Origin of the sequence: Microterricola pindariensis, assembly GCF_002936985.1 — a bacterium.
Taxonomy (GTDB): Bacteria; Actinomycetota; Actinomycetes; order Actinomycetales; family Microbacteriaceae; genus Microterricola; species Microterricola pindariensis.
Genome location: NZ_MPZN01000013.1, coordinates 43,376 through 64,474, shown reverse-complemented (window position 1 = coordinate 64,474; position 21,099 = coordinate 43,376). Strand labels below are relative to the sequence as shown.

The following is a 21,099-nucleotide window of genomic DNA, read 5'->3' as shown; positions in this document are numbered from 1 at the left end:
CCTGCACGCGCATGTGAACGTACACATTGCGGGGGAGTACGCACAGATGGGGAAGTCGTGACGGACGAGGCAGGGCGGGGCAGAGCGCCGAGCATCCGCGACGTCGCGCGGCTCGCCGGGGTGTCGCACCAGACCGTGTCCCGTGTGCTCAACCACCACCCGAGCATCCGCCCCGAGACCAAGGCGCGCGTGCTCGCCGTCATGGACGAGCTGCAGTACCGCCCGAACCGCGCGGCCCGGGCCCTCGTCACCAGCCGCTCCCGCGTCATCGGGGTGCTCGCGGCCTCCAGCGCGCAGTACGGGCCCGCCTCCAGCATCGCCGCGATCGAGGTGGCGGCCCGCGCCCACGGCTACTACATCAACACCGCGAACATCGTTGGCTCCGACCCCGAGGCCATCACCGGCGCGATCGAGCACCTGATGGCACAGGCCGTCGAGGGCCTCGTCGTGATCGCGCCGCAGGTGCGGGTGTTCGACATCCTCGCCGAGCGGGCGATCGACGTGCCCCTGGTGACGCTGCAGCCCACCGGCAAGTTCGGCGACAACACACTCGCCGTCGACCAGATCACGGGTGCCCGGCTGGCGACACGGCACCTGATCGAGCTCGGCCACCGGCACATCTACCACCTCGCCGGCCCACAGGACTGGATCGAGGCCGAGGCCCGCATGACGGGGTTCCTCCGCGAGATGTCCGACAGCGACGTGCCCACCACCGCGCCGATCCTGGGCGACTGGACGGCCGACTTCGGCTACTACGCCGGCCGCGAGCTGCTCAGCGTGCGCGACTTCACGGCGATCTTCTCCTCCAACGACCAGATGGCGCTCGGGCTCATGCACGCGGTGCGGGATGCCGGCCTCGACGTGCCCGGCGATGTGAGCATCGTCGGCTTCGACGACATCCCGGAGGCGGCCCACTTCGCGCCGCCGCTGACGACCGTGCGCCAGGACTTCGCCGAGCTCGGCCGGCGCAGCATCGAACAGCTGATCGCCGAGATCGGGCGGCGCGAGGCGGCGAGCGAGCACCGCCACGGCGCGGGTGACGGTGACGACACCGGCGCAGCGCCGGACGACGCCGCGGCCGGTGGTCTGCCGGCGCCCGGGTACCCGGGCGGGGCCGATCCGGCCGGCGGGAGCGGCCAGGGGGATGTGCCATCGACGAGCAGTCGCCTGCTCGTGCCCGAGCTCATCGTGCGGCGATCAACGGGGGACCCCGCGTTCTGACCGCGCGGGCCGGATTTTGGGCGGCGCGCGACCGCGGCGCGGTGCCTGCGCCCGCCCTTTCACGCTCAACTTCCGCCTGATTACTGGGAACACAGCGCCGTTATCGTTCTGAAACAACTCAAACTTGACAATCCATCCGCCGATGCGGCTACCATGAGGACATCCAATGTGACCGTTCACATTGGAAACTCGCCCGCTGAGCGATCACCGAATCGCGGCGGGCGTTGGAACGCCCACGACGATGTGATGAAGGAATAGCGAAACGTGACAAAGCAGTCGATGCACCGGAGCAAGGCGGCACTCGCCGGCGCCCCGGCATGCGTTTCGCAGACAACGCGTGGCGGCGGTACCCGCTCCGCAGCCCGGGCGGTGCACGCATGAGCGGCTACGGTCCGACTATCGAGGTGGCCATCGCCCGCGTCCGTGCCGACGTGGCCCAGCTGCACTCCGAACTGACCCGCAACGAGCTCGTCGTGTGGACGGGCGGCAACGTCTCCGCCCGGGTTCCCGGCGCCGACCTCTTCGTGATCAAGCCGTCCGGCGTCGCCTACGACGACCTCGCACCCGAGAACATGATCCTCTGCGACCTCGACGGCGCCGTCATAGACGACACCCCCGGCAGCGGCCGGGCGCCGTCCAGCGACACCGCAGCCCACGCATACGTCTACCGGAATATGCCAGAGGTCGGCGGCGTCGTGCACACCCACTCGCCCTATGCGACGGCCTGGGCCGCCCGCGGCGAGGAGATCCCCTGCGTGCTCACGGCCATTGCCGATGAGTTCGGCGGCCCGATCCCAGTCGGCCCGTTCGCCGTCATCGGCGACGACTCGATCGGCCGCGGCATCGTCGAGACGCTGAGTGGCCACCGCTCCAAGGCCGTGCTGATGCAGAATCACGGCCCCTTCACGATTGGCCCGAGCGCGCGGGCAGCGGTCAAGGCCGCCGTCATGGTGGAGGACGCCGCCCGCACCGTGCACCTGGCCCGGCAGGCCGGCGAGACCATCGAGATTCCCCAGCCCGCGATCGACGCACTCTTCGATCGCTACCAAAACGTCTACGGACAGGCGACGGAGGTTCGTCGCCAGAAGCCAGCACCCCGTGTGCGGGCCCGAACGGCGAGTGGCGCATAGCCCCTCGCAGAAACCCGGGCCCGGCGCGCCTCCTTTGCGCCGAGCTCGACATGCAGCACCAGACAACGACGTCCGCGTCACAATGAAAGGAAACACAGTGAAGACGAAGAAGGTTCTTCTCGCGATGTTCACCGCCGGGGCCATGCTGGCGCTGGCGGCATGCGCCAGCTCGCCGGCCGGCACCGATGGCGGCAGCGGCGAGGGCGCAGGCAACGGCGGCCTCATTGGCGTGGCAATGCCCACCAAGAGCTCCGAGCGCTGGATCCAGGACGGCAACGCCGTCAAGGAGCAGCTCGAGGCCCAGGGCTTCAAGGTCGACCTGCAGTACGCAGAGGACGACATCCCCACCCAGGTCTCGCAGATCGAGAACATGATCACCAAGGGCGCAGAGGCCCTGATCATCGCCTCCATCGACGGCACCACGCTGAGCAGCGTGCTCGAGCAGGCCGCCGAGAACGAGATCCCGGTCATCGCCTACGACCGCCTCATCCGTGACACCGACAACATCGACTACTACGTCACGTTCAACAACTACATCGTCGGCCAGCAGCAGGCCTGGTCGGTTCTGAACGGACTCGGCCTCGTCGAGCTCGACGGCACCGCCATCGCCGACGCACCGGCAGGCCCCTTCAACGTGGAGCTGTTCGCCGGTTCGCCCGACGACAACAACGCCACCTTCTTCTGGCAGGGTGCCATCGACGAGCTCCAGCCCTTCATTGACGCCGGCACCGTCGTCGTCAAGAGCGGCCAGACCAACTTCGAGCAGGCCGCCATCCTCCGTTGGGACGGCGAAGTTGCCCAGAAGCGCATGGAGAACCTGCTGACGTCGACCTACTCCGACGGCTCCAAGGTCAACGGCGTTCTCTCGCCCTACGACGGACTCTCCCGTGGAATCATCTCCGCTCTGACCGACGCTGGCTACAGCGTGGGCGCCGAGTGGCCGATCATCTCCGGCCAGGACGCCGAGCTCGACTCGGTCAAGGCCATCAACTCGGGCGAGCAGTTCGCCACCATCTTCAAGGACACCCGCGAGCTGGCCAAGGTCGCAGTTGAGATGGCATCCGCCCTCCTCAACGGCACCGACGTCCAGGTCAACGACACCGAGACCTACGACAACGGCAACTTCGTCGTGCCGTCGTTCCTGCTCTCCTCGCAGGTCGTCGTGAAGGACAACATCACCTCTGTCCTCGTCGACAGCGGCTACTGGACCGCAGAAGAGATCAAGGGCTAACACCCGCGCTCTCCCCGCGAGAGGCCGGTGGGGGTACTACGGTATCCCCACCGGCTCAGCGGTTCCCGGCATCCGCCCCCACAGTCAAGAAATTGGAAGTCGAATGAGGAAGGCACGTTCGTGACCACCAACATTCTGGAGATGCGCGGCATCACCAAGACGTTCCCCGGTGTCAAGGCACTCTCCAACGTCACGCTCTCTGCCGAGCGCGGCGAGGTGCTCGCGATCTGCGGCGAGAACGGCGCGGGCAAGTCCACCCTCATGAAGGTGCTGAGTGGCGTCTACCCGCACGGCAGCTACACCGGCGACATCGTCTTCGAAGACGAGATCGTCGAGTTCAAGGACATCACCGACAGCGAGGCCAAGGGCATCGTCATCATCCACCAGGAGCTGGCGCTCAGCCCCTACCTCTCTATTGCAGAGAACATCTTCCTCAACAACGAGTTGAAGAACTCCTTCGGGCTGATCGACTGGAACAAGACCAACCACGAGGCGCAGAAGCTGCTCGCCCGGGTTGGACTGAGCGACAACCCGACCACGCGCATCATGGACATCGGCGTCGGCAAGCAGCAGCTGGTTGAGATCGCCAAGGCGCTCTCCAAGCGCGTCAAGCTGCTCATCCTCGACGAGCCGACGGCCGCCCTCAACGACGAGGACTCCAACCACCTGCTCAACCTGATCCTGCACCTCAAGGGCCAGGGCATCACGTCGATCATCATCAGCCACAAGCTGAACGAGATCAAGAAGATCGCCGACTCTGTCACCGTCATCCGTGACGGCAAGACGATCGAGACGATCGCGAAGACGGATGTCACAGAAGAGCGCATCATCAAGGACATGGTCGGCCGCGACCTCGAGAGCCGCTACCCCGACCACACGCCGAACATCGGCGAGGAGCTGCTGCGCGTCGAGGACTGGACCGCGCACCACCCGCAGGACCAGAGCCGCGTCGTCGTCGACAACGTGAACCTCACCGTGCACGCCGGCGAGATCGTCGGCATCGCCGGGCTGATGGGCGCAGGCCGCACCGAGTTCGCGATGAGCCTGTTCGGCCGCAGCTACGGCACCAAGATCTCCGGCCGCGTGTTCAAGCGCGGGCAGGAGATCAAGACGCGCACCGTGTCGGAGGCGATCGCCAACGGCATCGCGTACGCCACGGAGGACCGCAAGACCTACGGGCTCAACCTGATCGAGGACATCAAGCGCAACATCTCGATGGCCTCCCTCGGCAAGCTCGAGAAGTGGGGCCTCGTTCACGACAACGAGGAGTACCGCGTCGCGAACGAATTCCGCACCAGCATGAACATCAAGGCTCCGTCGGTGCTGGCCAAGACCGGCAAGCTCTCCGGCGGCAACCAGCAGAAGGTCGTGCTGTCGAAGTGGATCTACTCCGACCCCGACGTCCTGATCCTCGATGAGCCCACCCGCGGCATCGACGTGGGCGCCAAGTACGAGATCTACGCGATCATCAACAAGCTCGCGGCGGAGGGCAAGGGCATCATCGTGATCTCCTCCGAGCTGCCGGAGCTGCTCGGCATCTCCGACCGCGTCTACGCGATCTCCGAGGGCCGCATCACGGGCGAGCTGCCCATCGCGGAGGCCACACCGGAATCCGTCCTCAAACTCATGACCATGGAAAAGCCCCGCTAGCGTCGGCGCTCGGGAATCTCAAGGAGAAACAGACATGACAAAACTTGAAAACCGGCCGACGGACAACACGGCGGCGGCCAGCCAGGTTCACCCGGCTTCGAACAAGTTCACCAACTGGCTCAGCCACGTGCTGGCCGACCTCGGCAAGAACGGCATCTTCCTGGCGCTCATCGCCGTGGTCGTGCTGTTCACCGTGCTGACCGACGGCATCCTGCTGCGCCCGCAGAACATCTCCAACCTGATCGTGCAGAACGGCTACATCCTCGTTCTCGCGATCGGCATGGTGATGGTCATCATCGCCGGCCACATCGACCTCTCGGTCGGCTCCGTCGCCGCCTTCGTCGGGGCCTGCTCCGGCGTGTTCGCGGTGAACTGGGGCCTGCCCTGGTGGCTCGCGATCGTGCTGTCGCTCGCCATCGGCGCCCTGGTCGGCGTCTGGCAGGGCTTCTGGATCGCCTATGTCGGGATCCCCGCGTTCATCGTGACGCTGGCCGGCATGCTGATCTTCCGCGGGCTCGCGCTCGTGGTGCTCGGCAACGCCAACATCGGCTCCTTCCCCGCGGAGTACCGCGCGCTCGGCAACGGCTTCCTGACTGACCTGTTCGGCTCGTTCCCGATCGACCCGCTCACCGTCGGCGTCGGCGTGATCGCCATCGCGGCGCTGATCATCCAGCAGGTGCGCACCCGCGCCGGCCGCCAGAAGTACGGCCAGGAGGTCGAGCCGCTCGCCTGGTTCATCACCAAGCTGGTGCTCATCACCGTCGTGATCGGCGCCTTCGCCTACGCGCTCGCCTCCTACAAGGGCATCCCCATCACGCTGATCGTGCTCGCCGTGCTCGTCATGATCTACGGCATCATCATGAACCGCAGCGTCTTCGGCCGCCACATCTACGCCATCGGCGGCAACCGCCACGCGGCGGAGCTCTCCGGTGTCAAGGCGCGTCGTGTCGACTTCCTGCTGTTCGTCAACATGGGCGTGCTCGCGGCCCTCGCCGGCCTCATCTTCACCGCCCGCCTGAACCTGGCCGGGCCGAAGGCCGGTGACGGCTTCGAGCTCGAGGCCATCTCCGCCGCCTTCATCGGTGGCGCGGCCGTGCAGGGCGGCGTCGGCACCATCGCCGGCGCCATCATCGGTGGCCTCATCATCGGTGTGCTGAACAACGGTATGTCGATCATGGGCATCGGCATCGAGTGGCAGCAGGCCGTCAAGGGCCTCGTGCTGCTGCTTGCCGTCGCCTTCGACGTCTACAACAAGCGCCGCGCCGGCGCCGGGCGCTAGCCGCCCGCGCACCCGCGCACTCGCTCGCCTCGCGCGGGCAGGGCCCCGGCATCCGTTCGCGGATGCCGGGGCCCTCGTGCGTGCGGCGGCGCCCGCCGCGACGCCCGCCTGCCGCGCGCCTGCCCGTCGCGGCATCCGCCCGTCTTGCACGCTCGCGGCCCCCGTTTTGTCTCGCGGCCCGCGACATAACGAGTGCCGCGAGACAAAACGCGGGCCGCGAGCAGGGCAGCCGGCGCACCGAGGCGGTGGGCCGCGAGTTCTGCACAGGGGCGCTGCGCCAGCTGTTGTGCACAGGCGGGCAGCGTCCGGATGCCGACGGCCTCGGAATCCGGAAGCGTGGCAGCATGACGGAAACCCTGGAGCTGCTCAGTGCGCTCGGCGACGGCCTGATCACGGGGCGCGCACTGCGAGAGGCCGGCCTGAACTCCGACCGGATCAACCAGTGCGTGCGTCAGGGGCTACTGCGCCGGGTGCGGCCGAGCGTGTACGTCACGGCGGATGCCTGGGCGACGCTGTGGCCTGAGCAGCGACACCGCCTGCTCGTGCGTGCGACGCTGATGTTGGCCGAGCGGGACTGGGTGGTCTCGCACCTCTCCGCGGCAGCGATGCACGGCCTGCCGACGATCGGTGAGTGGCCGTCGACCGTGCACGTGAGCGACGCGGACGCACGGGGTGGGGCGTCCTCGCGGCACGTCACCGTGCACCGAGGTGCGCCGAGGCCAGAGCTCGTTGTGATCGGCGGCATCCTCGTGACGTCGCTGGAGCGCACACTCGCGGATATCGCCGCGACCGAGCCGTTGGGCAGGTCGCTCGCAGTGCTCGACGCCGCGTTCCGCGCGGCCCGAGTTGACGCGGGCGAGGTGGCAGCCGCCCGCGGTGTGCCGTGGCGGAGCGCCGAGCTGCGAGCGGCTCAGGATGCTGCGGAGGCGGCCGTACGTGACCGGGTGAATGCCGAGTTGGAACGCGTGGCGCCACGGCGGGGGTATCGGCAGGCGGAGTTCGCCATCGCTTTCGCGAGCGGGCTCGCCGGCAGCGTGGGGGAGAGCCTCACCCGAGTGCGCTTCCACGAGCACGGCTTCGAGATTCCGGAGCTGCAGGTGACATTCGAGCGCTCCGATGGGGGCGAAGCCGACGTCGACTTCTACTGGCGCGGCATCCGCAAGGCCGGCGAGTTCGACGGCAAGTTCAAGTACACACGTGGTGCCATCGTCGGGCCGGGGCAGGACCCGGGCGAGATCGTGTACCAAGAGAAACTGCGCGAGGACGCACTGCGGCCGCAACTGCGTTCGATGACGAGGTGGGTCTGGGACGTGGTGCTCCCGCCGCTGGCGTTCCTGCGATTCACGCGGGAGGCGGGCGTGCCGCTCGCTCAGCCGGTTCGCCACCGCCGGAGCGCGAGGCGGCTGGGGGAGCGCGCTGCCGGGTAGTCGCAGGCCGGCGCTGCCGTGGCGGCAGCTCGGCGACGGTGCTGCGGCAGTGCGGGCGGTGGCGGTGCGGCGATGCGGGCGGTGGCGCTCCGGCGATGCGGGCGGTGGCGCTGCGGCGATGCGCGTCGCGGCCCCCGTTGTGTCTCGCGGCCCTGGGTATACCGCGGGCCGCGAGACACAACGAGGGCCACGAGCGGACGCGTGCGCGTGGGGCGGCGGGAGCCGGGCGCGACGAACGCGCAGGCTGCGCAGGCCGCGCAGGCCGCGCACGCGGGCAAACCGTGAGCGCTCACAATCCGTAGCGCACCGCGGTGGCTAGCGGCGCGACATCCGCATAACTAGGAGGTAACGAAACGAAAACTGCCTATTGTGAAGGCTCACATGTGAGCGCTAACATCGTGACATTGCCAGAACGGACTGGCGATCCGGCACCGAGAACGCAGCACATTCCCGCCGGCACTGAACAAGGAGGTTTAGTCAGATGAAGAAACTCATCGGAGCATTCGCAGCAGGAGCCATGCTGCTCGCACTCGCCGGATGCGCACCGGCGGCGACCGGCAGCGGCGACGCCGCAGCCGCGGGCCCCAAGGCCGAGAGCGACCTCGTGGTCGGCTTCGCCCAGGTCGGCGCCGAGAGCGGGTGGCGCACCGCCAACACCAAGGACATCCAAGACTCGTTCAAGGAGGCCGGAATCCAGCTCAAGTTCTCCGATGCGCAGCAGAAGCAGGAGAACCAGATCAAGGCGATCCGCTCATACATCCAGCAGAAGGTCGACGTCATCGCCTTCTCGCCCGTCGTCGAGACCGGCTGGGACGCCGTTCTCAACGAGGCGAAGGACGCCGGCATCCCGGTCGTCCTGACGGACCGCGCGGTCGACTCCTCGGACGACTCGCTCTACGTCACCTTCCTCGGCTCCGACTTCGTGCTCGAGGGCCAGAAGGCCGGCGAGTGGGTGCTCGAGGAGTACAAGGACCAGACCGAGCCGGTCAAGATCATCCAGCTCGAGGGCACGACGGGCGCCGCGCCCGCCATCGACCGCGCAGAGGGCTTCGCCGAGGCCATCAAGTCCGACCCCAAGTTCGAGGTCGTCGCCTCGCAGACCGGTGACTTCACGCGTGCCGGCGGCAAGCAGGTGACCGAGGCGCTGCTCAAGGCCAACCCCGGCGTCAACCTGATCTACGCGCACAACGACGACATGGGCCTCGGTGCGATCGAGGCGATCGAGGCCGCCGGTCTCGTCCCGGGCAAGGACATCAAGATCGTCACGGTCGACGCGGTCAAGGACGGCATGCAGGCACTCGCCGACGGCAAGATCAACTTCATCGTGGAATGCTCGCCGCTGCTCGGCAAGCAGCTCATCGAGGTTGTGAAGCAGATCAACAACGGCGAGACCCCGGAGAAGCGCATCGTCACCGAGGAGACGACCTTCACCCAGGAGCAGGCCATCGAGGCCCTGCCGACGCGCCAGTACTAACCAGCTCGGTGCGTGCCGCCAGGGATTCGTGGCGGCACACACCAGCAGGCATGTCGCTGCGGATGCCGCAGGCCCCGCGCCTGCCAAGCTGAAGCACCGGACACGCCAGCACCACTAAGAGCACCAGCACCGCCAGCACCACCAGCAGCACCCACGCGGAGCGGGTGCGCGGCGACGCAGCCGCGCACCCGAACCCCGCCGCAGCGGCATCCGCACCCACCACCCTCAATGAAGAGTGGCCACCCTCAATGAAGAGAGGACCGAGCATGACAGGCGCAGCGCCCGTGGTCGACATGACCGACATCTCGATCTCGTTCCCCGGAGTCAAAGCCCTCGACAAGGTGAGCTTCCGAATGTTCCCCGGCGAGGTCCACTCGCTGATGGGGGAGAACGGCGCGGGCAAGTCCACGCTGATCAAGGCGCTCACCGGCGTCTACGGCATCGACAGCGGCGTGATCACGCTGGCCGGCGAGCACGTCTCGTTCTCCGGCCCCGCCGCCGCGCAGGCCGCCGGCATCAGCACGGTCTACCAAGAGGTGAACCTGCTCGGCAACCTCACCGTCGCCGAGAACATCATGCTCGGGCGCGAGCCGCGCACCTGGCGCGGCATCGACTGGAAGGCGATGCGGGCACGCTCCACCGAGCTGCTCGCCGGCCTGCACCTCGACATCGACCCCAACTCCCTGCTCAACGAGCACTCCCTCGCCGTGCAGCAGCTCGTCGCCATCGCGCGCGCCGTCGACGTCCAGGCCAAGGTGCTGATCCTCGACGAGCCGACCTCGAGCCTCGACGCCGACGAGGTGGCCGAGCTGTTCCGCGTCATCCGCTCGCTCAAGGCCGACGGCGTCGCCATCCTCTTCGTCTCGCACTTCCTCGACCAGGTCTACGGCATCTCCGACCGCCTCACGGTGCTGCGCAACGGCGCACTCGTCGGCGAGTACCTCACCGAGGAGATCCTGCGCATCGACCTCGTGCAGAAGATGATCGGCAAGGAGCTCACCGCCCTCGACGACCTCGAGAAGCGCACGCACACAGCCAGCACCTCCGGCAGCGTCGACAACGACGAGGTCGTCTTCGTGCGCGCCTCGCAGCTGGGCCGCGCCGGCTCGGTCGAGCCGCTCAGCCTGCCGATCGGCGAGGGCGAGGTCGTGGGCCTGGCCGGCCTGCTCGGCTCCGGGCGCACCGAGATCGCCCGCCTGCTCGGCGGCATTGACCGGGCGGATGCCGGCGAGCTCACGATCTCGGGCAAGCCCGTCAAACTGCGCACTCCCCGCCAGGCGCTCAGCCATGGCATCGCCTACTCCTCGGAGAATCGCCGCGAGGAGGGTGTCGTCGCCGACCTCACCGTGCGCGACAACATCGTGTTGGCGCTGCAGGCGGATCGCGGCTGGTTCCGCCCGATCCCGCGGAAGCGCCAGGACGAGCTCGCCGAGAGCTACATCAAGGCGCTCAACATCCGGCCGGCCAACCCGGACGCCCTCGTGCGCAACCTCTCCGGCGGCAACCAGCAGAAGGTGCTGTTGGCCCGCTGGCTGGCGATTGCGCCCCGGCTGCTGATCCTCGACGAGCCCACCCGCGGAATCGACATCGGGGCCAAGGCCGAGATCCAGAAACTCGTCTACTCCCTGGCCGAGAACGGCATGAGCGTCGTGTTCATCTCGGCCGAGCTGGAGGAGGTGCTGCGGCTCAGCAACCGGGTCGCCGTGATGCGCGACCGCCAGCTCGTCGCCGACATCGAGAACGACGCCCTCACCGTCGAGTCGCTGCTCGCGCTCATCGCCGACGGCTCGGACTCCGCGTCCGCCAACTCCTCCGTTGAGGCGGTGCTCGTGGAAGCCGGGCCGGCCCAGAGCGCGCCTTCCCAGAGCGCACCGTCCCAGAACGCCCCCGCCCCGACTGCACCAAGCCAGAACACCTCCGGAGGTACCCCGTGAACGCCACCATCGGCAAGCTTGCCGCCAACCGGCTGTTCTGGCCGGTCGTCATGCTGCTCGCGCTGTTCGCGATCAACCTGGTCGCCTTCCCCGGCTTCTTCGCGATCACGATCAAAGACGGCCACCTGTTCGGCAGCCTGATCGACATCCTGCGCAACGGCGCCCCCATGCTGATCATCGCCATCGGCATGACGCTCGTCATCGCCACCCGCGGCATCGACCTCTCGGTCGGCGCGATCTGCGCCATCGCCGGCGCGGTGGCCTGCTCCATCCTGCTCGGCTCCTCCGACCCGTCCAACCCGGCCACCGTGGCCGTGGCGATCGCCGTCGCCGTGGGCATCTCGCTGCTGCTCGGCGTGTGGAACGGCTTCCTGGTGGCGGTGCTCGGCATCCAGCCGATCATCGCGACCCTGATCCTGATGACGGCGGGGCGCGGGGTGGCGATGCTCATCACCGAGGGGCAGATCCTCACGGTGAACAGCCCGCCGTTCAAGGCGATCGGCTCGGGCTTCTGGGTCGGGGTGCCGATCGCGGTCGTCATCGCCGCCGTCGTCTTCGCGGTGGCCGCCCTGATCACCCGGCGCACCGCGCTCGGGCTGATGATCGAGTCGGTCGGCATCAACCCGGAGGCCAGCCGCCAGGCGGGCGTGCGGGCGCGCGGACTGCTGTTCGCGGTCTACACCTTCTGCGCCTTCTGCGCGGCGATCGCCGGAATCATCCTCACCGCCAACCAGACGGCGGCGGATGCCAACAACACCGGCCTCTTCATCGAGCTCGACGCGATCCTCGCCGTCGTCATCGGCGGTACCTCTTTGATGGGAGGGCGCTACTCGCTCACCGGGACGCTCGTCGGGGCGCTCGTGATCCAGACCCTCGTCACCACCGTCTACACGGTCGGCATCCCGCCCATCGCCACCATGGTGTTCAAGGCGGCCGTGGTCACTGTGGTCTGCCTGCTGCAGTCGCCGGCCACCACGGCGGCATTCGCCTCCTGGCGACGAACGGCCGCGCTGCGCACGGCCGGAAAGGAGATGGCGGCATGACCGGCCTCGCTCCAGAGAAGACCGCAGAGCCCTCGGTTCAGCCTCCGAACCGGCGCGCGCCGCGGCGCGCGACCGGGCCTGGCTTCCGGCCCTCGCCGGCCGGGCCGGGCGTGGACGCGCCGAGCACGCTGACGCGGGTGCTCTCCGGCATCCGGCACACCTTCAGCAGCCCGAAGTACGGCCCCGTGCTGGTGACGCTGCTGCTGTTCATCGCGGTCTTCGTGGCCGGCGGGCTGCGCTACAACGGCTTCTTCTCTGGCCAGGTGCTGCTCAACCTGTTCGTCGACAACGCCTATCTGATCGTGCTCGCCGTGGGGATGACGTTCGTGATCATCACGGGCGGCATCGACCTCTCGGTCGGGGCCGTGGTGGCGATGTCGACCATGATCGCCGCCAGCCTGCTGCAGGGCGGATGGCCGCCCGGTGTCGTGATCCCGCTGATCCTGGTGCTCACCTCGCTGCTCGGACTGTTGGTCGGGCTGATGATCCACGTGTTCGAGGTGCAGCCGTTCATCGCGACGCTGGCGGCCATGTTCCTGGCACGCGGCCTCTGCTACGTGATCAGCAAGGACTCGATCTCGATCGTCGACCCCTTCTTCGTCAGCTTCGCGCAGACCCGGATCCCGCTCGGCGGCGGGCTCAGCATCACGCCCAGCGTGATCATCGCGCTCGTCGTCGTGCTGGCCGCCGTCTGGGTGCTGCAGTACACCCGCTTCGGGCGCACCGTGTACGCCCTCGGCGGCAGCGAGCAGTCAGGCATGCTGATGGGCCTGCCGACGGCGCGCACCAAGGTGCTGGTCTACGTGATCAGCGGCCTCTGCTCCGGCATCGCCGGCGTGCTGTTCACCTTCTACACGCTCTCGGGCTACAGCCTGACCGCCGTCGGCACCGAGCTCGACGCGATCGCCGCGGTGGTGATCGGCGGCACGCTGCTGACCGGCGGCTACGGCTTCGTGCTCGGCTCGGTGCTCGGCGTGCTGGTGCTCGGCATCATCCAGACGATCATCACATTCGAGGGCACGTTGAGCTCCTGGTGGACCAAGATCTTCATCGGCGGGCTGCTGCTGGTGTTCATCATTCTGCAGAAGGTGCTCACGGCGAAACGACGATAGCCCCCGCGGCACGGTCGTTCCGCCCGGGCGGGCGACCGTGCGTCGAGCGCTGTGTGCGGCGGCACTGGCCGGTGACGACATAATGAGAGCGACAATGATGTGCACGACGCACGCGAAGCAGGAGCACCCAAGCCGGTGAGCATGGACGACGAGAAGGCGCGCGCCGCCAACATCTTCGATGTGGCGCGCCTGGCCGGTGTTTCGCACCAGACGGTGTCGCGCGTGCTCAACGACCTGCCGAACGTGCGCCCGGCGACCCGGCTGCGGGTCGAGCAGGCGATCAAGCAGCTGCGCTACGTGCCGTCGCCGGCGGCGCGCGCCCTGGTCACGCGGCGCTCGCGCACCCTCGGGCTGATCACCGTCGGCACGCCCGACTACGGCCCGTCGAGCACCGCGCTGCACTTCAACGAGGCCGCCAGAGAGGCGCGCTACGCGGTGAGCATGGCGAGCATGCTCACGACGGATGCCGCCACCATGCGCGCCGCTGTCGAGATGCTGCTGCGGCAGAACGTCGAGGCGATCGTTCTCATCGCCACCGACCGGGCCGCCGTGGAGTCGGTGAACGGGCTCGAGCTCGGGGTTCCGCTCATCGCCATCGCCGCGCAGGGCAGCGGCGGCTTCCACCGCGTGTCGCTGGACCAGTACCAGGGCGCGCGCATCGCCGTCGAACGGCTCATCGCGCTCGGCCACCGCGAGATCCGGCACATCGCCGGGCCCATGGCGGCGCTGGATGCCGTCGAGCGGCACCGCGCCTGGCGCGACGTTCTGGCCGAGAACCAGTTGAGGGTGCACGAGCTGCCCTCGGGGGACTGGAGCCCCGCCAGCGGCTACCGCATCGGCGCCGAGCTGGCGGCGCAGGGCGGCTTCACCGCCGTATTCGTCGGCAACGACCAGATGGCGCTGGGCCTGTACCACGCGCTCTCGGCCGCGGGCCTCAGCGTGCCGGCCGACGTCAGTGTGATCGGCTTCGACGACATCCCCGAGTCCGGGTACTTCGCGCCGCCGCTCACCACGATCCGGCAGGATTTCGAGTCCCTCGGCCGCGACACGATGGCCGCGGTGCTCGCCGCACTGCGCGACGACGAGTCGCCGTCGCAGCTGCAGCGGGTGCCCGAGCTGATCGAGCGCGAGAGCACGGCGCCGCCGCGCGCCCGGGCGTAGCGCGCGGGCGTAGCGCGCGGGCCTGGTGCGCCGGGCCAGTGCGCCGACGTAGCGCCGCGGCCTCTCGCGCCGGCCGGGCGCGGTGGCGCGGTGCGCTTGTGTCGCACGCGTCGTGTCGCTCGCGGCCCCCGTTGTGTCTCGCGGCCCTCGTTATGTCGGGGGCCGCGAGACACAACGAGGGCCGCGAGGGCTGGGCGGGCGGCGCCGGATGCCGGAGCCGCGCGGATGCCGGGGCTCCGCGCGGGCGCCGCAGCCCTGCGCGGCCGCGAAAAGGGGTGTCGGAGGGTGCTGGCAGAGTGGACATAGCAGCACAAGATCCTGTGGTCAACGACATCCGCGGGCGACACGCCGACGGACTTTCCACAGGCAAACTGCTCCCCGAATGGGGGGCTGTGGATAAGCCTCGCGAGAGGCGCGGAAACAGGCCGAACTCAGTCGCCGGGCCTGTTGAGAACCGGTGAGTAACCGGTGGATAACTACATAAATGTAACTACATCATCTAGTGGCTGTTCCCATCGGGTGGCACTAGATGTAGTATTGAGGAGTCGGGGGATAAGCCCAGACTTCGTACACAAAAAGGGGAAATCGATGACTGTAACGGTCTACACCAAGCCTTCGTGCGTGCAGTGCACGGCGACGTATCGTGCCCTCGATAACCAGGGCATTGAGTACGAAGTTCTCGACCTCTCTGTCGACGAAAAGGCACTGGAAGCCGTCAAGGAATTGGGTTACCTGCAGGCCCCCGTTGTGATCACGGACGAGGACCACTGGTCCGGCTTCCGTCCCGACAAGATCTCGGAGCTCGCCGCGCGCCTCGCCTAGCGAGAATCGGGCGGATGCCGCGCACTCGCGAGCCCGCCCGAAACGCCGCGCACGCGGCATCCGCACCCGGCTGCGCAAGCGCCGGAGCACACGAACACCAACGCAACAACCCATTCGGCGTACCGAGAGGGGGTCGAACCCATGGCCAATTTGGTCTATTTCTCGAGTGTCTCGGGCAACACGCACCGATTCATGCAGAAGCTCGGCCAGCCGGCAGAGCGGATCCCGCTCTACGCCAAAGACGCACCGCTGCACGCAACGGAACCCTATGTTCTCGTCGTTCCCACCTACGGGGGCGGCGACGGGAACGGGGCCGTGCCCAAGCAGGTGATCCGGTTTCTCAACGATGCGAACAACCGGGCGCTGCTGCGCGGAGTGATTGCAGCAGGAAACACCAATTTCGGTTCGGCCTACGGCCTGGCCGGAGACATCATCGCGGCCAAATGCAATGTGCCGCAGCTCTACAGATTTGAAGTATTCGGAACACCGGACGATGTGAATATCGTCCACGAAGGATTGGACTCGTTTTGGTCGGAACAACTGGCGACAGCGTCTCACTGATGGAAGCGCCGCGCACCGGGATGGACTATCACTCCCTGAACGCGATGCTGAACCTGTACGGCCCGAACGGAGAGATCCAGTTCGAGAAGGACCGCGAGGCTGCACGGGAGTACTTCCTGCAGCACGTGAACCAGAACACCGTCTTCTTCCACTCGCTGCGCGAGCGCCTCGACTACCTGGTCGAGAAGGAGTACTACGAGCCCGCCGTGCTCGAGATGTACTCGTTCGAGTTCATCACCCAGCTCAACGACCTCGCCTACTCGAAGAAGTTCCGCTTCGACACCTTCCTCGGCGCGTTCAAGTACTACACCAGCTACACGCTGAAGACCTTCGACGGCAAGCGCTACCTGGAGCGCTTCGAGGACCGCGTCGTGATGACCGCCCTCGGCCTCGCCGCCGGTGACGAGAAGCTCGCCACCAACCTCGTCGATGAGATCCTCGCCGGCCGCTTCCAGCCGGCCACCCCCACCTTCCTCAACTCGGGCAAGGCACAGCGCGGCGAGCTCGTCTCCTGCTTCCTGCTGCGCATCGAGGACAACATGGAGTCGATCTCGCGCGGCATCAACTCCTCGCTGCAGCTCTCCAAGCGCGGCGGCGGCGTGGCCCTGCTGCTCTCCAACATCCGTGAGGCCGGCGCCCCGATCAAGCAGATCGAGAACCAGTCCTCCGGCATCATCCCCGTGATGAAGCTCCTCGAGGACTCCTTCAGCTACGCCAACCAGCTGGGTGCCCGCCAGGGCGCCGGTGCCGTCTACCTGCAGGCGCACCACCCCGACATCATGCGCTTCCTCGACACCAAGCGTGAGAACGCCGACGAGAAGGTGCGCATCAAGACGCTGAGCCTCGGCGTCGTCGTGCCCGACATCACCTTCGAGCTGGCCAAGAACGACGAGGACATGTACCTGTTCTCCCCGTACGACGTCGAGCGCGTCTACGGTGTGCCCTTCGCCGACATCTCGGTCACCGAGAAGTACCGCGAGATGGTCGACAACCCGGCGATCAAGAAGTCCAAGATCAAGGCCCGCGAGTTCTTCCAGACCCTCGCCGAGATCCAGTTCGAGTCCGGCTACCCGTACATCATGTACGAGGACACCGTCAACGCTGCGAACCCCATCAAGGGCCGCATCAACATGTCGAACCTGTGCTCCGAGATCCTCCAGGTCAACACGCCGACCACGTACAACGAGGACCTCTCGTACGACAAGATCGGCAAGGACATCAGCTGCAACCTCGGTTCGCTGAACATCGCCCTGGCGATGGACTCGCCCGACTTCGGCAAGACCATCGACACCGCCATCCGCGGCCTCACCTCGGTCTCGAACCAGAGCCACATCAGCTCGGTGCGCTCGATCGAGGACGGCAACGACAAGTCGCACGCCATCGGCCTCGGCCAGATGAACCTGCACGGCTACCTCGCCCGCGAGCGCATCTACTACGGCAGCGAAGAGGGCATCGACTTCACGAACATCTACTTCTACACGGTCGTCTACAACGCGCTGAAGTCCTCCAACGCGATCGCGATCGAGCGCGGCGAGACCTTCGACGGCTTCGCCGACTCGAAGTACGCCTCGGGTGAGTTCTTCGACAAGTACACGGATGCCGAGTGGCTGCCCGCCACGGAGCGCGTCGCCGAGCTGTTCGCCAACTCGGCCGTGCACATCCCGACGCAGGACGACTGGCGCGAGCTGAAGGCCTCCATCATGGAGCACGGCATCTACAACCAGAACCTGCAGGCCGTGCCGCCGACGGGCTCGATCAGCTACATCAACAACTCGACGGCATCCATTCACCCGATCGCCGCGAAGATCGAGATTCGCAAGGAAGGCAAGCTCGGCCGCGTGTACTTCCCGGCGCCGTTCATGACGAACGACAACCTGGACTACTACCAGGACGCCTACGAGATCGGTGCCGAGAAGGTCATCGACACGTACGCCGCCGCCACCCAGCATGTCGACCAGGGCCTGTCGCTGACGCTGTTCTTCAAGGACACCGCCACCACGCGCGACATCAACAAGACCCAGATCTACGCCTGGCGCAAGGGCATCAAGACGATCTACTACATCCGCCTGCGCCAGATGGCGCTGGAGGGCACCGAGGTGGAGGGCTGCGTGAGCTGCGCCCTCTAGGCGCACGCACCGCGGTCTGACCGGCATCCCTCGAATCTCAAAGGAATCACAATGACTCTCACCGACAAGGTCAACTCGGCCCAGAACGATCCCGCCCACCAGGGCAAGATCAAGCTGGTCAGCCACGTCAACGCCATCAACTGGAACAAGATCCAGGATGAGAAGGACGTCGAGGTCTGGAACCGACTCGTCAACAACTTCTGGCTGCCCGAGAAGGTGCCGCTCTCCAACGACATCCAGTCGTGGGCGACGCTCACCGCCGAAGAGCAGCTGATGACGATGCGCGTGTTCACGGGTCTGACCCTGCTCGACACGATCCAGGGCACCGTCGGCGCCGTGTCGTTGATTCCGGATGCCATCACTCCCCACGAGGAGGCCGTCTACACGAACATCGCCTTCATGGAGTCGGTGCACGCGAAGAGCTACTCCTCGATCTTCTCGACGCTCTGCTCCACCAAGGAGATCGACGAGGCGTTCCGCTGGTCGACCGAGAATCAGAACCTTCAGAAGAAGGCTCAGATCATCATGAACTACTACCAGGGCGATGACCCCCTGAAGCGCAAGGTGGCCTCCACCCTGCTCGAGTCGTTCCTGTTCTACTCCGGCTTCTACCTGCCGATGTACTGGTCGAGCCGTGCGAAGCTCACCAACACGGCCGACATGATCCGCCTCATCATCCGTGACGAGGCCGTGCACGGCTACTACATCGGCTACAAGTTCCAGAAGGGCCTCGAGAACGAGACCGAGGAGCGCCGCCAGGAGCTGAAGGACTACACCTTCAACCTCATGTACGAGCTCTACGAGAACGAGGTGCAGTACACGCAGGACCTCTACGACGGTGTCGGCCTGACCGAGGACGTCAAGAAGTTCCTGCACTACAACGCCAACAAGGCGCTGATGAACCTGGGCTACGAGCCGATGTTCCCGAAGACGGTCACCGACGTGAACCCGGCGATCCTCTCGGCGCTCTCGCCGAACGCGGACGAGAACCACGACTTCTTCTCGGGCTCCGGCTCTTCGTACGTGATCGGCAAGGCCGTTGTGACGGAAGACGAGGACTGGGACTTCTAGTCACTGTTTCACGAAGAGGGCGGATGCTGCGGCATCCGCCCTCTTGTGCTTTGTGCAGGGCGTTTTCGCGGCGGTTCCCTCTGCCCTCCTCGGTAGAATTGCCCTGACGGGGACAGCGGGGGAGACGTATGGCGATGCAGAAGCGTGCGATCGTGACGCTGGACAGGATCATCTCCGGTGCCGCCGACGTCTTCTTCAAGGTCGGCTACGACGCCGCCTCGATCGCGGCCATCGCGGAGGCCGCGGGGGCGACCAAGGGTGCGCTCTACTTTCACTTCAGCTCGAAGGAAGAGCTCGCGCGTGCCGTGATCGACCAGGGGCACCGCGTCTCCAGTCTGGGGGCGCAACAGATCATGGAGACGACGGACAGCCCCGTTGAGACCATGCTGCTCATGTGCGCCGACCTGGCGAACGGGCTCGTCAACGATCCTCTGGTGCGCGCCGGGATCCGGCTGACCACGGGCGGCCCCATCTTCGACCCGCCGACGCGCGCCCCCTACGACGACTGGCTTCAGACGTTCGAAGAACTGGCCAGGCGCGGAGTCGAGGCGGGTGAGCTCGCACCGGGAACCGACCCTGCAAAGCTCGCGCATTTCATCATCCCGTCGTTCACCGGCATCCAGATGCTCTCAGACGTGCTCACGGGCATGGACGACCTGATGGATCGCGTGCGTGAAATGTGGGAGTTCCTTCTTCCGTCGGTCGCCGCACCCGACCGCTTGGATGTGCTGTCGGCGCTGCTCCCCGAGGTCTTTGTCAGACGGGATGCCACCGGGGCGATGCGCTAGCAGGCGGCGCCACAGGCCTATTGCAAAAACCAAACGTATGGTATCTTTTCCTCGGGTGGTCGGCCTGGTATCCAGCATCCGCGAATTCGGGGGAGTTCGACGGGGTCCACGGGGGAATGTGGGCGATTCTGCGCCGCGGCAACGAGCATCGTTGCGCTGGCGGCACAGTGATCGTGGATGCGACGGCCGACTACCCCACACCGGGCATGCCCACTGCATCGGCTACAAGTTCCAGAAGGGCCTCGAGAGCGAGACCGAGGAGCGTCACCAGGCGTTGAAGGACTGCACCTTCAACCTCATGTACGAGCTGTACGCGAACGAGGAGCAGTACACGCAGGGCCCCTGCGACGGGGTCGGCCCGACCGAGGACGTCACGAAGTTCCTGCACGACAACGCCAACAAGGCGCTGATGGGCCTGGGCGACGAGCCGATGTTCCGGAGGCGGTCTCCGATGTGAACCCGGCGATCCTGTCGGCGCTCTCGCCGAACGCGGACGAGAACCACGACTTCGAGTCCCAGAAGCTACAAGAAGGGCCGATGCTGAGGCATCCGCCCTTCCTGCTTTTGACTACTCGAACAGGGGAGAAAGAAAGCGGCGTTCGTAACGCCGAATGCACTTCGTGCGCTTGGCGAAATCGAATGCGGCAATGCACTCAGGGTCGGTGGCTGCCGCCGTGCGGTACTGCTCATATGCGGCCAATGAGTCGAAGGTGAAGAGCGCAAAGGCCTCATCGTTGTCGCCTTCGCTGGGCAGGAAGTAGCCGTGATGCGTGCCACCGAGCCTGTTGACGAGCCGGATCCACTCCTGGCCGTACGCCCGAAAATCGTCGAGCTTGTCGGGATCGATCTCGTAGCGAAGGTGGATCGTGATCATGGAGCTTCCGTCTCTCTGAGGGGCCAGCTGGTCCGTACTGGACTCATGCTCCCACCAGATGTCGAGAAGGCGCGGCAATGCCGACCCGGCGATTTGCCGGAGGGGAGCAATCGCCAATTCCCGCCGACTGTGGGCATGGATTTTCGGGCCCACGCCGCTGGATCGTGCGCGTGCGCGTGCGCGTGCGCGTGCTCG

General features: G+C 66.6%; 17 protein-coding genes and 1 pseudogene. 17 read left to right on the top strand and 1 reads right to left on the bottom strand.

Annotated features, from left to right (window positions below; translation table 11 throughout):
- Nucleotides 1–57 precede the first annotated feature (57 nt).
- From GY24_RS05980 to GY24_RS18040, 17 genes and pseudogenes are all read left to right on the top strand, one after another.
- Nucleotides 58–1,221: a LacI family DNA-binding transcriptional regulator gene (locus GY24_RS05980; RefSeq protein WP_202972917.1), complete on the top strand. Its 1,164-nt coding sequence runs from the start codon at nucleotides 58–60 to the stop codon at nucleotides 1,219–1,221.
- Nucleotides 1,222–1,598: 377 nt separating this feature from the next.
- On the top strand, nucleotides 1,599–2,351 hold the full coding sequence (locus GY24_RS05975; protein ID WP_104474818.1) for an L-ribulose-5-phosphate 4-epimerase: 753 nt from the start codon (nucleotides 1,599–1,601) through the stop codon (nucleotides 2,349–2,351).
- 97 nt (nucleotides 2,352–2,448) lie between these two features.
- Entirely contained in the window at nucleotides 2,449–3,582 is a 1,134-nt protein-coding gene (chvE, locus tag GY24_RS05970) for a multiple monosaccharide ABC transporter substrate-binding protein (protein WP_083365123.1), read from the top strand.
- 120 nt (nucleotides 3,583–3,702) lie between these two features.
- Nucleotides 3,703–5,232: a multiple monosaccharide ABC transporter ATP-binding protein gene (mmsA, locus tag GY24_RS05965; RefSeq protein WP_083365122.1), complete on the top strand. Its 1,530-nt coding sequence runs from the start codon at nucleotides 3,703–3,705 to the stop codon at nucleotides 5,230–5,232.
- A gap of 34 nt (nucleotides 5,233–5,266) precedes the next feature.
- Nucleotides 5,267–6,511 carry a multiple monosaccharide ABC transporter permease gene (mmsB, locus tag GY24_RS05960; RefSeq protein WP_104474810.1) on the top strand — a complete coding sequence of 415 codons (1,245 nt, stop codon included), beginning with the start codon at nucleotides 5,267–5,269 and terminating at the stop codon, nucleotides 6,509–6,511.
- A 344-nt stretch (nucleotides 6,512–6,855) separates the two neighbouring features.
- Nucleotides 6,856–7,938, top strand: coding sequence for a type IV toxin-antitoxin system AbiEi family antitoxin domain-containing protein (locus GY24_RS05955; RefSeq protein ID WP_104474809.1), 1,083 nt, complete (start codon nucleotides 6,856–6,858; stop codon nucleotides 7,936–7,938).
- A gap of 481 nt (nucleotides 7,939–8,419) precedes the next feature.
- A complete protein-coding gene (locus GY24_RS05950; protein ID WP_083365119.1) occupies nucleotides 8,420–9,412 on the top strand; it encodes an ABC transporter substrate-binding protein in 993 nt (330 codons plus the stop codon).
- 266 nt (nucleotides 9,413–9,678) lie between these two features.
- Complete coding sequence (locus GY24_RS05945) at nucleotides 9,679–11,346, top strand: sugar ABC transporter ATP-binding protein (protein WP_104474808.1); 1,668 nt, start codon at nucleotides 9,679–9,681, stop codon at nucleotides 11,344–11,346.
- On the top strand, nucleotides 11,343–12,389 hold the full coding sequence (locus tag GY24_RS05940; RefSeq protein WP_231919276.1) for an ABC transporter permease: 1,047 nt from the start codon (nucleotides 11,343–11,345) through the stop codon (nucleotides 12,387–12,389). The genes GY24_RS05945 and GY24_RS05940 overlap by 4 nt, the downstream gene beginning before the upstream one ends.
- Entirely contained in the window at nucleotides 12,386–13,501 is a 1,116-nt protein-coding gene (gene yjfF / locus GY24_RS05935; RefSeq protein ID WP_104474807.1) for a galactofuranose ABC transporter, permease protein YjfF, read from the top strand. The genes GY24_RS05940 and yjfF overlap by 4 nt, the downstream gene beginning before the upstream one ends.
- A gap of 141 nt (nucleotides 13,502–13,642) precedes the next feature.
- Nucleotides 13,643–14,662, top strand: coding sequence for a LacI family DNA-binding transcriptional regulator (locus tag GY24_RS05930; RefSeq protein ID WP_104474806.1), 1,020 nt, complete (start codon nucleotides 13,643–13,645; stop codon nucleotides 14,660–14,662).
- Between the two features lie 588 nt (nucleotides 14,663–15,250).
- Entirely contained in the window at nucleotides 15,251–15,484 is a 234-nt protein-coding gene (nrdH, locus tag GY24_RS05925) for a glutaredoxin-like protein NrdH (protein WP_083365114.1), read from the top strand.
- 141 nt (nucleotides 15,485–15,625) lie between these two features.
- Nucleotides 15,626–16,045, top strand: a complete 420-nt coding sequence (gene nrdI / locus GY24_RS05920) for a class Ib ribonucleoside-diphosphate reductase assembly flavoprotein NrdI (protein ID WP_083365113.1) — start codon at nucleotides 15,626–15,628, stop codon at nucleotides 16,043–16,045.
- Nucleotides 16,045–18,171, top strand: coding sequence for a class 1b ribonucleoside-diphosphate reductase subunit alpha (nrdE, locus tag GY24_RS05915; protein WP_104474805.1), 2,127 nt, complete (start codon nucleotides 16,045–16,047; stop codon nucleotides 18,169–18,171). The genes nrdI and nrdE overlap by 1 nt, the downstream gene beginning before the upstream one ends.
- Before the next feature lie 51 nt (nucleotides 18,172–18,222).
- Nucleotides 18,223–19,242 (top strand): class 1b ribonucleoside-diphosphate reductase subunit beta, encoded by a 1,020-nt coding sequence (nrdF, locus tag GY24_RS05910; RefSeq protein ID WP_083365111.1) that lies wholly within the window; start codon nucleotides 18,223–18,225, stop codon nucleotides 19,240–19,242.
- Nucleotides 19,243–19,376: 134 nt separating this feature from the next.
- The gene (locus GY24_RS05905) at nucleotides 19,377–20,030 is read left to right on the top strand and encodes a ScbR family autoregulator-binding transcription factor (protein ID WP_233279220.1); all 654 of its coding nucleotides are present in this window, start codon (nucleotides 19,377–19,379) and stop codon (nucleotides 20,028–20,030) included.
- A gap of 205 nt (nucleotides 20,031–20,235) precedes the next feature.
- Nucleotides 20,236–20,546 (top strand): annotated as a pseudogene (locus GY24_RS18040) (ribonucleotide-diphosphate reductase subunit beta); the annotation flags it as partial.
- A 52-nt stretch (nucleotides 20,547–20,598) separates the two neighbouring features.
- Here GY24_RS18040 and GY24_RS05895 read toward each other — a convergent pair.
- Nucleotides 20,599–20,904, bottom strand: coding sequence for an NIPSNAP family protein (locus GY24_RS05895; RefSeq protein ID WP_104474817.1), 306 nt, complete (start codon nucleotides 20,902–20,904; stop codon nucleotides 20,599–20,601).
- Nucleotides 20,905–21,099 lie beyond the last annotated feature (195 nt).

Bases quoted from the DNA above. Each gene is read 5' to 3' on its own strand.
- GY24_RS05975 (WP_104474818.1), top strand. From the start codon at position 1,599: ATGAGCGGCTACGGTCCGACTATCGAGGTGGCCATCGCCCGCGTCCGT.
- mmsB (WP_104474810.1), top strand. From the start codon at position 5,267: ATGACAAAACTTGAAAACCGGCCGACGGACAACACGGCGGCGGCCAGC.
- GY24_RS05955 (WP_104474809.1), top strand. From the start codon at position 6,856: ATGACGGAAACCCTGGAGCTGCTCAGTGCGCTCGGCGACGGCCTGATC.
- GY24_RS05950 (WP_083365119.1), top strand. From the start codon at position 8,420: ATGAAGAAACTCATCGGAGCATTCGCAGCAGGAGCCATGCTGCTCGCA.
- GY24_RS05945 (WP_104474808.1), top strand. From the start codon at position 9,679: ATGACAGGCGCAGCGCCCGTGGTCGACATGACCGACATCTCGATCTCG.
- yjfF (WP_104474807.1), top strand. From the start codon at position 12,386: ATGACCGGCCTCGCTCCAGAGAAGACCGCAGAGCCCTCGGTTCAGCCT.
- GY24_RS05930 (WP_104474806.1), top strand. From the start codon at position 13,643: ATGGACGACGAGAAGGCGCGCGCCGCCAACATCTTCGATGTGGCGCGC.
- nrdH (WP_083365114.1), top strand. From the start codon at position 15,251: ATGACTGTAACGGTCTACACCAAGCCTTCGTGCGTGCAGTGCACGGCG.
- nrdI (WP_083365113.1), top strand. From the start codon at position 15,626: ATGGCCAATTTGGTCTATTTCTCGAGTGTCTCGGGCAACACGCACCGA.
- nrdE (WP_104474805.1), top strand. From the start codon at position 16,045: ATGGAAGCGCCGCGCACCGGGATGGACTATCACTCCCTGAACGCGATG.
- nrdF (WP_083365111.1), top strand. From the start codon at position 18,223: ATGACTCTCACCGACAAGGTCAACTCGGCCCAGAACGATCCCGCCCAC.
- GY24_RS05905 (WP_233279220.1), top strand. From the start codon at position 19,377: ATGCAGAAGCGTGCGATCGTGACGCTGGACAGGATCATCTCCGGTGCC.
- GY24_RS05895 (WP_104474817.1), bottom strand. From the start codon at position 20,904: ATGATCACGATCCACCTTCGCTACGAGATCGATCCCGACAAGCTCGAC.